Genomic DNA, 12,442 nt, shown 5'->3' on the forward strand with positions numbered 1-12,442 from the left:
ACGCCGTTCTGCAATTCTTGCCTCAAGTATGGAGATCGCGCACCATTCGTATCCACCTCCAGGGAGAATCATGGATAATTGGTGATCGAAACCCTTCTGAATTGGACGAATTGACAATGTGAGCAGGGCCACGCCCGTTTTCGTAGACGCCACGATTGGATCCGCAGCCATGGAAGCAACACCCGTCCCGCTCGACGACGTCGACCGTCGCATCCTCGCGGAGCTCACGCGAGACGGCCGCCAGTCCGTGACTGCCATCGCCCATACGGTCCACGTCTCGCGCGCGCACGCCTATTCGCGGATCAACCGACTCCAGACCGAGGGGGTCATCACGCGTTACACGGCCGTGGTCGATCCCGTGCGCGCGGGACTGCGCTCTTCCGCCTACGTGACCCTGAAGCTGCGGCAGCATTCGTGGCGCGAAATGCGGGAGCGCCTCGCCGCGATTCCGGCGGTGCACCACATCGGCTTGGTGGGCGGGAACTTCGACGTCATCCTGCTGGTGCGCGCGAGGGACAACGTGGACCTGCGTCGCGTCGTCTTCGACGAGCTCCAGTCGATGCCGGGCGTGCTGGACACGCAGACGTTCCTGATCTTCGAGGACGTGGACACCCGTTAGGCGCCGCGCCGCTAGCTTCCCGGCGCTGCGGGAGCCGTTGTCTCCGCGAGACGGTCGAGGGTGTGGCCCATCGCCGGCCGCATGTCCATGTGGTGCGGAAACAACCGGCCGAAGACCGCGCGGAACAGCGGCGCCGGCGGGCGGGTGATCTCGTAGGAATGGCGGACCAGCGTCCCCGTGGCCTGCGGCACCAGCTCGTATCTCCAGGTCGTGGAGTCCGCCCTGCTCGGGTCGAACCGCTCGGGCACCGTGCGGAAGGCGAAGCGTCGGCCGGCGTCGGCCTCAACCACCTCGCACACGCGCGACCAGCGCGCCCATCCCGCCCGGTTGCTCCCCCGGAACCGGGCACCCACCACGGGGGACTGCTCCGCGGTGGCGGGCGTTGGGTCCATGCCGGGCCGCCATCGAGAGCCGCTGGGAAGCCACGCCGCGTGACGACATTCGCTGCTCCGCTCGCCCACGGACGCCACATCCGTTATCCGCGCGTAGACCTCCTCCGCGTCGGCGTCGACAAGCCGCTCCACGCTCCCCCGGAGACGCCAGCGTCCCGCCATTTCCACGGCGTCCATGCCTTCGGGGTTAGCGCTCGTTCGCATGGCGCCGACTGTAGCAGCCGCGGGGACCTAGGAGGCAGGGTTCCCGGCACCCCTAAAAGTGGGGGTGCGCTTTTCCCGGAACGCGGCGAATCCCTCTTCGTAGTCGGGGGTCGCGCACAGTTCCGCCTGCGCGGCATTCTCCTGCGCCATGGACTCCCACAGCCCCAGCCGCCGGTCGCGGATGGAGGCCACGAGGCCCTTCGAGGCAACGAACGCCCCGGTCGCTCCCTGTGCCACGCGGGCGACGGTCGAACGGGTCGAATCGAGCAGTTCCCCGGCCGGCATGGCGCGGCTGAAGAGCCCGGAGCGCACGGCTTCGGCGCCGGAGACGAGCTCGGCCGTGTAGATCAGGTCCAGCGTCCGGTGCGCGCCGAGTCGCTCCGTGAACAGCCAGTGCCCGCCCGAGTCGAGTGTCGCGCCGAGGTTCGCGAACGGCGAGCCGATCTTCGCGTTCTCAGCCACGTAGACGACGTCGGTCGCGATCGCCAACCCAAGGCCGACGCCGAGGCACGCGCCCTGGACCGCGGCGAAGGTCGGCGCGGGGAAGGCCGACATCTTGCGCAGCAGCGGTTCCAGCAGGCCGCCGAGGTACCCCTGGACGTCGTCGTCCGCCGGCACGACGCCGGAGATGTCGCGTCCGGCGCAAAAGCCCCGGCCCTCGCCGCGCAGGAGCAGCGACCGCACCTCGCCGCGACCCGCGGCTGCGGCGGCGTCGTCGTACGCCGCGGAGAGCTCCGCGAGCGCGTCGCCGTCCAGCGCGTTCATCTTCTGCGGGGCGTTCAGCACCACCTCGGCAACGCCGTCGGCGATCACCAGATCGATCATGTGGGGGACTCCTGTCCTCTGGGGCTACGCGGCCGTTCCGTGGGTGTTACGCGTCGAAGTCGACGGAGACCTTGTCGCTGGTCGGGTGGGACTGGCAGGTCAACACGTAGCCGTCGGCGACCTCGTCCGGCTCCAGCGCATAGTTTTCGTCCATCTCCACGGTCCCGGTCACGATCTTGGCCCGGCACGTGCCGCAGACGCCTCCGGCGCAGGCGAAAGGGACATCCGGCCGGACGCGCAGCGCCGCGTTGAGGATGCTTTCGCGCGCCGAAACCGGGCTCTTGACCTGGCCCTGCAGCCCGTCGAGTCGGAACTCGATCTCGTAGCCCCCACCGTCCTTGTCGTCGACGACGGGACGGCCGGTGTGCCCCTCCGGGCGCGCCGGCTGGCCGGTGGTGAACAGCTCGAAGCGGACCTTCTCCGGGTCCACGTTCTGCGCCGCAAGGTTGTCGCGGACCAGCTGCACCAACTCGAACGGGCCGCAGAGGAACCACTCGTCGACCTGGTCGGTTCGGATCACGGAGCCCAGCAGCGTGGTCAACTTCTCCGCATCGATCCGACCGGACAGCAACGGCGAGATCCGCTGTTCCCGCGACAGCACGTGGTGCAGCGCGAAGCGGGACGGGTACCGGTCCTTAAGGTCCGCCAGTTCCTCCAGGAACATCACGTCCATGGCCGCCTTGTTCGCGTAGACCAGGTCGAAGCGCACGTTGTCGTTGGCGGCCAGCACGGTGCGGGCGATCGCCAGGACCGGAGTGATCCCGGAGCCGGCGGCGACGGCGACGAACACGTGGTCCTTGTCGGTGTCGATCGATTCCGGCTTGTTCAGGCCGGTCATCTTGTGCTTGGAGATGAAGGCCCCGGACGGGCTCATCACGTCCATGGTGTCCCCGGCCGCCAGGCTCTCGTTCGCCCAGGTGGAGAACAGTCCGCCGAGGTCGCGCTTGATGGCCACCTTGATCTCGCCCGGCCGCGGCTCGGCGCAGATCGAGTAGCTGCGCCGGACCTCGCGGACCTCCCCGTCGTCGTGCCGGAGATCCTTGCGCAGCGCCACGTACTGGCCGGGGAGGTAGTCGTATTCGTCCTGAAGGCCGGACGGCACCGCGAAGGTGACTTCGATGGCGTCGGCGGTGAGGCGGCGGACCCCGGAGACCTCCAGCGTGTGGAAGGCGGCCCGGCGTCGCGCGCCCGCGGTTGTGGTCGTTTCCGTCATGAGAGCACCTTGAAGTAGTCGAAGGGTTCCAGGCAGTCCCTGCACTGGTAGAGGGCCTTGCAGGACGTGGAACCGAAACGGGAGAGTTCGCGCGTGTCCAGGGAGTGGCACCGGGGGCACTTGACCGTCAGCCCGAGCGTCACGGTACCGCGGTGGCCCTTGCCGGTCGGCGGGGCTATCCCGTACTCCTCCAGCTTGGCCTTGCCCGAATCGCTCATCCAGTCCGTGGACCAGGCCGGCGAGAGGACCAGGTCCACGCGGACCCGGCCGTAGCCGGCCGCGCCGAAGGCCGCCTCGAGATCCTGGCGGATGGCGTCCATCGCCGGGCATCCGGAATAGGTGGGCGTAATGGTGACGACGACGCCGTCCTCGCCATCCGCCTCGACCCCGCGCAGGATGCCGAGGTCCGCGATGGTGAGTACCGGAATCTCCGGGTCGGTGACCGACGCGGCGATGCGCAGGAGTTCGGGTGCCGTGGTGGACATGGTGGTTCCTACCAGCTCGCGCCGGGATGCTTGCGCGCGAGGACCTGCATCTCGGCGAGCATGAAGCCCAGGTGTTCCGAGTGTTCGCCCTTGCGGCCGCCGCACATGGCGAACGGCAGTTTCGGGACCTCGAGGCCGGCGGCGTCCAAGGCGTCGGCGAATTCGCGCTCCCAGTCTCCGCGGAGCGAGGACGGGCGGACGCCCGCGTCGCCGAGCTCGTCGTGCAGCGGCTCGTCGGCGAACATCTCGTCGACGTACGGCCACAGCGTGGCCAGCGCGTCGCGCATGCGCCGGGCCGACTCCTCGGTCCCCTGGCCCAGGCGGAGGGTCCACTGGATCGCGTGGTCGCGGTGGTAGTCGACCTCCTTGACGGCCTTCGCGCTGACGGCGGCGATCGTGGCGTCGGATGAATCCAGCAGTCGCGTGTAGAGCAGGTGCTGGTAGATGGACACGATCAGACCGCGCACGATCGTGGCGGCGAAATCGCCATTGGGCTGTTCAACGATGTGGAGGGAGCGGAACTCCTCCTCCTCGCGCCAATAGGCGAGGTCGTCCTCGGTCTGGTCCCATGCCAGGGCGGCATAGCTCAGGAACGAGCGCGCGTGGCCGAGCTGGTCCAACGCGATGTTCCCCAGGGCGATGTCCTCCTCGATCTCCGGTCCGCGCGAGATCCAGTGGGAAAGTCGCTGCGCCAGGATGAGCGCGTCGTCGCCGAGCCGGACGGCGTACCGCGCCACGGCGTCGGACGGCTTGTCGCGCTGGAGCTGGATATCCTCGGGGCGCAGGGCGTTGCCCGGGGTGACGCGGGTGGCCGATGCGGACGAGTCGCCGTAGCTGTCGAGGCTGTGGTCGGTGGCTTCCGATGCGCTCACAGGTGCTTCACGCCTTCGCTCTTCTTGTAGTACGTCGCGTGCCGGTAGTCCTTGCCTTGGGGCGATTCGAAGTACTGGCCCTTCGCGTCGGGGTCGGAGGCGACGATGTTCTCCGAGGCCACGACCCAGAGGGAGACTCCCTCGTTGCGGCGTGTGTAGAGGTCCCGCGCGTTGCGCACCGCCATCTCGGCATCCGGAGCGTGCAACGAGCCCGCGTGAACGTGGGACAGGCCGCGCGAGGAACGGACGAAGACCTCCCAGAGAGGCCAACTGTTTGATTCAGTCATGCTATGCGACCCTTTCCCGAGTCTTCTTGGCGTAGGCCGCGGCGGCCTCGCGAACCCATGCGCCCTCGCGGTGCGCCTCGCGGCGGTGCTCGAGGCGCTGGGCGTTGCACGGCCCGTTGCCGGCGATGACCGCGGAGAATTCCTCCCAGTCCAGGTCCATGTGGAGCCACTTGCCGGATTCGGCGTCGAAGCGCAGCTCCGGGTCCGGCAACGTGAGCCCCAGGACCTTGACCTGCTCGGCGATCATGCCCACGAAACGCTGGCGCAGCTCGTCGTTCGAGAAGCGCTTGATGTTCCAGAGCATGGACTGCGAGGAGTTCGGCGAATCGCTGTCCGGGGGCCCGAACATCATCAGCGAGGGGGCGTAGAAGCGGTTGACCGCGTCCTGCGCCATCTTCTTCTGCGCCTCGGTGCCGTGGGCGAGCTCCAGGAGGATCTCGAAGCCCTGCCGCTGGTGGAAGGACTCCTCCTTGCAGACGCGCACCATCGCACGGCCGTACGGACCGTAGGAGGCTCGGCACAGCGGAACCTGGTTGGCGATGGCGGCACCGTCGACGAGCCACCCGATGGCCCCCATGTCCGCCCAGGAGCGCGCCGGGTAGTTGAAGATCGAGGAGTACTTGGCCTTGCCGGAGAGCAACTGCTCGTTCAACGTGTCCCGCGGGGTTCCGAGGGTCTCCGCGGCTGAGTAGAGGTAGAGGCCGTGGCCGGCCTCGTCCTGCACCTTGGCCATGAGGATGGCCTTGCGCTTGAGCGACGGCGCCCTGGTGATCCAGTTGGCCTCGGGCTGCATTCCGATGATCTCGGAGTGCGCGTGCTGGGAAATCTGGCGCGTCAGCGTCTTGCGGTATCCCTCCGGCATCCAGTCCCGCGGCTCGATGCGCGAGTCCTGCGCGATGATGGCGTCGAAGTGCGCCTGGCCTTCCTGCTCCCCCGGATTCGGGACGGCGGAAAGGTGCCCGCCGGCGTCGTTCTGTGCACCCATCGTGCTCACCTCGCTGTGGCTTGTTTGAATTACCGACCGTTCGTTCAGAATATGTGGTCGGCGGCCACGCGTCAACACCGGCGCTGAGCGGGACGGTGACCCGCCGCGCCGCCTGCGATACGCTCCACCGCATGGAACTGTTCGAGAACGAAGCCCTCGAAACCTGGCTCGCCGACAACGGCGACATCCTCTGGACGTACATCATGCTTCCGGTCATCATCGCCGTTGGCCTGTATTTCTCCGTCCGAACCGGCCTGGTCCAGTTGCGGATGATCCCGGCCATGCTCAAGTCGCTGACCGACAAGGCACTGGTCGACGAGCAGGGCCACAAGAAATCCATCTCCGCCTTCCAGGCCTTCACGGTCTCGGCGGCGTCCCGCGTCGGCGTCGGCAACGTGGCCGGAGTGGCCACCGCCATCGCCGTCGGTGGCCCCGGCGCCATCTTCTGGATGTGGGCCATGGCCTTCATAGGCGGCGCATCCAGCTTCATCGAGTCCACGCTCGGCCAGCTCTACAAGGTCCGCACCAAGGACGGCTATCGGGGCGGCCCGGCCTACTACATGCAACGCGGCCTCAAGGCCCGCTGGATGGGCATCATCTTCGCGGTGATCCTGGTGATCTGCTTCCCGTTCGCGTTCAGTTCCCTGCAGGCCAACACCATCGCCCAGTCGGTCGCCGGTGCGCTCGGCCAGGACGGGGCGAACGCATCGACGGCGATCGTGGTCGGCGTCGCGCTCGCCGTGCTCACCGCGCTCGTCGTGTTCGGCGGCATCCGCCGCATCGCGCTCGTCACCGAGTCCCTCGTACCGTCCATGGCCGTGCTCTACGTCCTGCTCGGCCTCGTGATCGTCGCGCTCAACATCAGCGAGTTCCCCCGCGTGTTCGCACTCATCTTCAGCGAGGCGTTCAACTTCCAGTCCGCCATCGGCGGCGGCATCGGCACCGTCATCCTCACCGGCATCAAGCGCGGCATGTTCTCCAACGAGGCCGGACTGGGCTCCTCCCCCAACGCAGGCGCCACGGCCTCGGTCACCCACCCGGTGAAGCAGGGACTGGTGCAGACGCTCGGCGTCTACTTCGACACCTTCATCATCTGCACCGTCACGGCCTTCATCATCCTGGTGTCCGTGCCCGACCCGGTCGGCGAATCCCGCGGCATCGCCCTGACGCAGACGGCGATCACGTCCTCACTCGGCAACTGGGCCTCGATCCTCCTGGCGGTCATCATCTTCCTCCTGGCTTTCAGCTCCATCATCGGCAACTACTACTACGGCGAATCCAACGTCGGTTTCATCACGGACAACCCCACGGCCATGGGCGTCTACCGCTCCCTGGCCACGGCCGCCGTCTTCGTCGGATCACTCGCCACCGTCAACGCCATCTGGAACTTCGCGGACTCGATCATGGGCCTGATGGCCCTCGTCAACCTCATCGCCATCGCGCTGCTGGCCAAGCCGGCCATCCTGCTGCTCAAGCACTACATGGAGCAGTACAAGCGGGGAGAAGACCCCGTGTTCGTGGCCTCGGACCTGCCCCAACTCAAGGGCATCGAATGCTGGGAACGCGAAGACGTCACCACGCATGCCCAACCGATGGTCGCCAAACGCAAGCGGCCGTAAACGTTCGGTCCGCGTTCACGCCCACGCCATACCCGCGTCGACGGGCCGGGGTCCACTGGTGGCATGAACTCCGACTACGGAAACCCGCCCCGCCGCACACTCCTCGCGGGAGCGGCGGGCGCGTCCGCCCTCGCGGCCTCCACGCTAACGGCCGCCGCTTCGCCCGCCGCGGCGACGACGGTGCGACGCCCCGCCGTCGTACCGTTGGGGGTCCGACGCCTGACACTGCCCTCGGGCATCTCGATGGGTGACGTCACCCCGAATTCCGCCGTGCTCTGGTCCCGCGCGTCCGGCCCCGGCCGCCTCCACGCAGTCCTTCGCCCGCTCGGGGTTGACGGTGAGGTCCTGCGCGGCCGGAACGCGCGCACCCTCAGGGTCGCGGGCGGGTGGGCCACGGAGACCAGCGACTTCACGGCCAAGATCGCGGCGCGGGGACTTCCATCAGGAAGCCACTTCGACGTCGCGCTGATGTTCGAGGGCGAAGACGGCCGCATCGGTGAGGCCGGACGCGGTGTCCTGGCCACGGCGCCGGGCCGGGCGGCACGGGGCAACCGGGACGACGCCGGTGCGCAGAGCTTCGTATGGACGGCCGACACCGCGGGCCAGGGCTACGGAATCAACGAGGAGATCGGCGGCATGCGCGGCTACGCGGCCATGCACGCCACGCGGCCCGACTTCTTCATCCACTCCGGGGACACCGTTTACGCCGACGGCCCGATCTCCGCCACGCAGGTGGAGCCGGACGGGCAGATCTGGCGCAACGTGGTCACCGAGGAGGTGTCCAAAGTCGCGGAGACGCTCAACGAGTACCGCGGACGCCACCGCTACAACATGATGGACGCCAACCTGCGCGCGATGTATGCGGAGGTGCCCGTCATCGGCCAATGGGACGACCACGAAACGGTCAACAACTGGTACCCCGGGGAAACACTCGAAGATACGCGCTACACGGTGCGCGACGTCGACACTCTGGCGCGGCGCGGACGGCAGGCGTGGCAGGAATACATGCCGATCGCGGACTCCCGCGCCAACGGGCCGGGCACCGGGTTCGAGCCCGCGCGCATCTACCGCAGCATCGACCGTGGGCCGCACCTCGAGGTCTTCGCGCTGGACATGCGCAGCCACAAAGGCGCAAATACGGACGGCATGGAGACGAAGGAGACCCCGCTGCTCGGCGAGGAACAACTTCGGTGGCTGGTCCGCGGCCTCCGCGCATCCAAAGCGACGTGGAAGGTCATCGGCAACGACCTCCCCCTGGGGCTAATCGTCCCCGATGGCAAGGCACAGGAATCCATCTCCAACGCCGACGACGGCGCTCCGCTGGGCCGCGAACTCGAACTCGCGCGCCTGCTGAAGGCGATCAAGGACCACGACATCAAGAACGTCCTTTTCGTGACCGGCGACGTCCACTACTGCGCCGCGCACCACTATTCTCCGGACCGCGCGGCGTTCACGGACTTCAAGCCGTTCTGGGAATTCGTGGCCGGCCCCATCAACGCAGGGTCGTTCGGTCCCAACAAGCTGGACGCAACGTTCGGGCCACGGGTGGACTTCCAGCAGGCCGGCCCCCCGATGGGTTCCCCCCGCTCCGGCGACCACCAGTACTTCGGCCATGTGGCCGTCATGGGCGACGGTTCCGAGTTCACCGTCCGCCTGATCAATGCCAACGGTGCCGTGCAGTACACCCGGACGCTGGCCCCGGAACGCTGACCGGGGCGGCGCACGCCGACGGCGAACACGGCGCCGGCTGGCTGGGAACGCAGATGCGATGCGGGTTGAATGGTGCCCATGAGCGAAACGACCGCACAGCACCAGACGCCCCAGGACACGGCAACGGACGGCACCCGGCCGCCGGTCGCCAAGAAGGTTCCCGTGCGGCGCAGCCACCACGGCGACACCTTCGTCGACGACTACGAGTGGCTGCGCGAGAAGGAAAGCCCCGAGGTCGTCGGGCACCTGAAGTCCGAACACGCCTACATGGAGGCCGCCACGGCCCACCAGCAGCCGCTGCGGGACGCGATCTTTGCCGAGATCAAGGAGCGCACGGAGGAAACGGACCTCTCGGTTCCCGCGCGCAAGCGCGGCTGGTGGTACTTCACCCGCACCGAGGAGGGCAAGCAGTACGCCACCCACTGCCGCGTCGCGGCCACGGACACCGGCGACGCCACGGCCGACTGGACGCCGCCCGTCGTCGAGCCGGGCGTGCCGTTCGACGGCGAGGAGGTCATCCTCGACTCCAACGCCGAGGCGGAGGGCAAGCCGTTCTTCTCGCTCGGCGGCATGGCCGTCACCGAGAACGGCGCACTGCTGGCCTACACGCAGGACAACGCCGGCGACGAGCGCTTCACCCTGCGGATCAAGGACCTTTCCACGGGCGACCTCCTACCGGACACCATCCAGGACGTCTTCTACGGCCTGGCCTTCTCCCCCGACGGAAACCGAATCTTCTACACCGTCGTCGACGACTCCTGGCGCCCGCACCAGATCAAGGTGCACGTCCTCGGCACGGCCCCGGAGGCCGACGTCGTATTGTTCCAGGAGGACGACCCGGGCATGTGGCTCGGATTCGACCTGGCGCCGGACCGGCGCGAACTGCTGATCGGCATCGGCAACTCTGAGTACAGCGAGACGCACACCTTGGACCTGGTGGACCCCGCCGCGGCACCGCGGCTGCTGCTCTCGCGCAACGAGCGGATCCTCCACGGCATGGACCCGGTGGTCCTGGACGGCACCGCCGAACGCTCCTACCTCGTGACGCACAACCACGGGGCGGTGAACAACATGGTGTCGCTGGTCCACGGGGCGGAGTTCGCCAAACCCCTCACCGACCAGCACTGGGCAACCGTGCTGGAGCACCGCGACGACGTGAAGGTGGAGGGAACCGCCGTCACGTCGACACATGTGGTGGTTTCCGTCCGCAAGGACACCACGGAGCGGATCCAGGTCATGCCGCTTGCCGGCATCGGCACGCGGGACCAGGCGGCTCCCGCGGAGCCGGCCTTCGACGAGGAGCTGTACACCTGCTCGCTGGCCAACGCCGAGTTCGATTCGCCGCTGATCCGGCTGGGCTACACCAGCTACACGGTTCCGCCGCGGGTCTACGACTACACGCTGGCCGACGGCGGACTCGCGTTGCGCAAGGAAACGCCCGTCAAGGGTGGCTACGACCCCGCCGACTACGTGGCCGAGCGGGATTGGGCCACGGCCCCGGACGGTGCCCGCATCCCGGTGAGCATAGTGCGCCGCCGCGACATCCGGCCGGACGGGACCAACCCGGCACTGGTCTACGGCTACGGAAGCTACGAGGTCAGCATGGACCCCGGCTTCTCCATCGGGCGGCTGAGCCTGCTGGACCGCGGCGTGGTGTTCGTCGTCGCGCACGTGCGCGGCGGCGGCGAGCTGGGGCGCCAGTGGTACGACGACGGCAAGAAGCTCGCGAAGAAGCACACCTTCAGCGATTTCATCACCGTGACCGAACACGTGGCGGCCACCGGGTGGGCGAATCCGCGGCGGATCGCCGCGATGGGCGGCTCTGCCGGCGGCCTGCTGATGGGCGCCGTCGCCAACCTGGCCCCGCAGCTGTACCGCGCCATCGTCGCGCAGGTTCCGTTCGTGGACGCGCTCACCACGATCCTGGATCCCGAGTTGCCGCTGTCCGCCCTCGAGTGGGAGGAGTGGGGAAACCCGATCACCGACCCCGAGGTCTACGAGTACATGCGGTCCTACAGCCCGTACGAAAACATCATGGATATCCCGTACCCGCGGATCGCCGCCGTCACCAGTTTCAACGACACGCGCGTGCTGTACGTGGAGCCCGCGAAGTGGGTGCAGAAGCTCCGGGAGCACACCACCGGGTCCGAGCCGATCGTCATGAAGATCGAGATGGACGGCGGCCACGGCGGCGCGTCCGGGCGGTACGAGGGGTGGAAGGATCGCGCATGGGACTATGCCTTCGCGCTCGATTCCCTCGGCGCGACGGAGCGGCTGGAGCGCTGACCGTCCCCCATTCCGTGTGGAATTGAAAAACTTTCTCGGTTTCTTCCCAATCCAATCCTGCCGTGCGCTCCGAATGAGATGCGTATCACAGTAATGATCGTGGAACTCTCTTGCCGTCTCTGGCGGCGCACCAAAGGAGGAAAGATTTCAATGAGGAAACTACAACTACTCGCAGTTCCGGCGTTGGCACTGGGCATGGTTGCCGCCTCGGCAGCCGGCGCGTCGGCCAGCACCGAGACCGAAACCTACCAGGCCGAGCTGAAGGAACTGAACGGAAGCGGCGGGTCCGGTTCCAGCATGATCAGCATCACCGGAGACCAGGCCACCGTGACCCAGAAGGTCACCGGCCTCGCCGAGACCTTCGACGGGAACCCCTACCCCCACGTCCAGCACATCCACATCACCACCGACACCCAAGGGACCTGTCCCACCCCGGACGCGGACGAGAACGGCGACGGGGTCGTCAGCACCACCGAGGGCGTGCCGTCCTACGGCATGATCGGGACCACGCTCTCAACCAGCGGGGACACCAGCGACAAGACCGCATTGGACCTGACGCTGGCCGGCATGGGTGGCAGCTTCACCTATGAGCGCACCTTCACGATGAACCCCAAGACCATCGAGGCGATCCAGGCCGGCAACGGCACGGTGATCGTGCACGGTTTGGATCCGGCAACGCTCAGCGACGAAGCGGCGGAAGCGGAATCGGACCTGGACCCGGCACTGCCGCTGGCGGCAACATCGCCGGCCCTGTGCGGGACGCTGGCCGTCTCGCAGATGGACATGCCCATCGGCAACCCGGAAACCGGTGGCGGCAACACCGCCGGCATGGACACCGAGAAGATCGCCCTCGGCGGGGGCCTGATGCTGGCCGCCGCCGGAGCCGGCCTCTACCTGGTCCGCCGCCGCCAAGCGGACCAGAACTAAGCAAGCAGACATCGGACA

The 12,442-nt window shown here is 67.7% G+C and carries 12 protein-coding genes; 5 read left to right on the forward strand and 7 right to left on the reverse strand.

Annotated features, from left to right (window positions below; genetic code table 11):
* Nucleotides 1–169: 169 nt before the first annotated feature.
* A complete protein-coding gene (locus tag AC0QSG_RS08165; RefSeq protein WP_435727173.1) occupies nt 170–619 on the forward strand; it encodes an Lrp/AsnC family transcriptional regulator in 450 nt (149 codons plus the stop codon).
* A gap of 11 nt (nt 620–630) precedes the next feature.
* Here AC0QSG_RS08165 and AC0QSG_RS08170 read toward each other — a convergent pair whose 3' ends face one another.
* From AC0QSG_RS08170 to paaA, 7 genes are read right to left on the reverse strand one after another with little or no spacing between them, the layout of a single operon-like run.
* Nucleotides 631–1,215 (reverse strand): SRPBCC family protein, encoded by a 585-nt coding sequence (locus AC0QSG_RS08170; RefSeq protein WP_475377242.1) that lies wholly within the window; start codon nt 1,213–1,215, stop codon nt 631–633.
* 27 nt (nt 1,216–1,242) lie between these two features.
* Nucleotides 1,243–2,040 (reverse strand): enoyl-CoA hydratase/isomerase family protein, encoded by a 798-nt coding sequence (locus AC0QSG_RS08175; protein WP_475377243.1) that lies wholly within the window; start codon nt 2,038–2,040, stop codon nt 1,243–1,245.
* Between the two features lie 46 nt (nt 2,041–2,086).
* Nucleotides 2,087–3,253 carry a 1,2-phenylacetyl-CoA epoxidase subunit PaaE gene (gene paaE / locus AC0QSG_RS08180; protein ID WP_475377244.1) on the reverse strand — a complete coding sequence of 389 codons (1,167 nt, stop codon included), beginning with the start codon at nt 3,251–3,253 and terminating at the stop codon, nt 2,087–2,089.
* The gene (paaD, locus tag AC0QSG_RS08185; protein ID WP_435727176.1) at nt 3,250–3,738 is read right to left on the reverse strand and encodes a 1,2-phenylacetyl-CoA epoxidase subunit PaaD; all 489 of its coding nucleotides are present in this window, start codon (nt 3,736–3,738) and stop codon (nt 3,250–3,252) included. The genes paaE and paaD overlap by 4 nt, the downstream gene beginning before the upstream one ends.
* Before the next feature lie 8 nt (nt 3,739–3,746).
* The gene (gene paaC / locus AC0QSG_RS08190) at nt 3,747–4,610 is read right to left on the reverse strand and encodes a 1,2-phenylacetyl-CoA epoxidase subunit PaaC (RefSeq protein WP_475377245.1); all 864 of its coding nucleotides are present in this window, start codon (nt 4,608–4,610) and stop codon (nt 3,747–3,749) included.
* Nucleotides 4,607–4,897 carry a 1,2-phenylacetyl-CoA epoxidase subunit PaaB gene (paaB, locus tag AC0QSG_RS08195; RefSeq protein WP_475377246.1) on the reverse strand — a complete coding sequence of 97 codons (291 nt, stop codon included), beginning with the start codon at nt 4,895–4,897 and terminating at the stop codon, nt 4,607–4,609. Before paaB ends, paaC begins: the two co-directional genes overlap by 4 nt.
* A gap of 1 nt (nt 4,898) precedes the next feature.
* The gene (gene paaA, locus AC0QSG_RS08200) at nt 4,899–5,882 is read right to left on the reverse strand and encodes a 1,2-phenylacetyl-CoA epoxidase subunit PaaA (RefSeq protein ID WP_475377247.1); all 984 of its coding nucleotides are present in this window, start codon (nt 5,880–5,882) and stop codon (nt 4,899–4,901) included.
* A gap of 131 nt (nt 5,883–6,013) precedes the next feature.
* Between paaA and AC0QSG_RS08205 the strand changes: the two genes are divergently transcribed.
* The 4 genes from AC0QSG_RS08205 to AC0QSG_RS08220 all read left to right on the forward strand — a co-directional run bounded on the left by AC0QSG_RS08205 (nt 6,014) and on the right by AC0QSG_RS08220 (nt 12,424).
* Nucleotides 6,014–7,501: an alanine/glycine:cation symporter family protein gene (locus AC0QSG_RS08205; RefSeq protein WP_475377248.1), complete on the forward strand. Its 1,488-nt coding sequence runs from the start codon at nt 6,014–6,016 to the stop codon at nt 7,499–7,501.
* A 63-nt stretch (nt 7,502–7,564) separates the two neighbouring features.
* Nucleotides 7,565–9,211, forward strand: coding sequence for an alkaline phosphatase D family protein (locus AC0QSG_RS08210; protein WP_475377249.1), 1,647 nt, complete (start codon nt 7,565–7,567; stop codon nt 9,209–9,211).
* A gap of 78 nt (nt 9,212–9,289) precedes the next feature.
* On the forward strand, nt 9,290–11,497 hold the full coding sequence (locus AC0QSG_RS08215) for a S9 family peptidase (protein WP_475377250.1): 2,208 nt from the start codon (nt 9,290–9,292) through the stop codon (nt 11,495–11,497).
* Nucleotides 11,498–11,647: 150 nt separating this feature from the next.
* On the forward strand, nt 11,648–12,424 hold the full coding sequence (locus AC0QSG_RS08220) for a hypothetical protein (protein WP_475377251.1): 777 nt from the start codon (nt 11,648–11,650) through the stop codon (nt 12,422–12,424).
* Nucleotides 12,425–12,442 lie beyond the last annotated feature (18 nt).

Source organism: Arthrobacter sp. LT660 (assembly GCF_056172845.1).

Coding starts and splice junctions, on each gene's coding strand:
- AC0QSG_RS08165 (WP_435727173.1), top strand. CDS start 170: ATGGAAGCAACACCCGTCCCGCTCGACGACGTCGACCGTCGCATCCTC.
- AC0QSG_RS08170 (WP_475377242.1), bottom strand. CDS start 1,215: ATGCGAACGAGCGCTAACCCCGAAGGCATGGACGCCGTGGAAATGGCG.
- AC0QSG_RS08175 (WP_475377243.1), bottom strand. CDS start 2,040: ATGATCGATCTGGTGATCGCCGACGGCGTTGCCGAGGTGGTGCTGAAC.
- paaE (WP_475377244.1), bottom strand. CDS start 3,253: ATGACGGAAACGACCACAACCGCGGGCGCGCGACGCCGGGCCGCCTTC.
- paaD (WP_435727176.1), bottom strand. CDS start 3,738: ATGTCCACCACGGCACCCGAACTCCTGCGCATCGCCGCGTCGGTCACC.
- paaB (WP_475377246.1), bottom strand. CDS start 4,897: ATGACTGAATCAAACAGTTGGCCTCTCTGGGAGGTCTTCGTCCGTTCC.
- paaA (WP_475377247.1), bottom strand. CDS start 5,882: ATGGGTGCACAGAACGACGCCGGCGGGCACCTTTCCGCCGTCCCGAAT.
- AC0QSG_RS08205 (WP_475377248.1), top strand. CDS start 6,014: ATGGAACTGTTCGAGAACGAAGCCCTCGAAACCTGGCTCGCCGACAAC.
- AC0QSG_RS08210 (WP_475377249.1), top strand. CDS start 7,565: ATGAACTCCGACTACGGAAACCCGCCCCGCCGCACACTCCTCGCGGGA.
- AC0QSG_RS08215 (WP_475377250.1), top strand. CDS start 9,290: ATGAGCGAAACGACCGCACAGCACCAGACGCCCCAGGACACGGCAACG.
- AC0QSG_RS08220 (WP_475377251.1), top strand. CDS start 11,648: ATGAGGAAACTACAACTACTCGCAGTTCCGGCGTTGGCACTGGGCATG.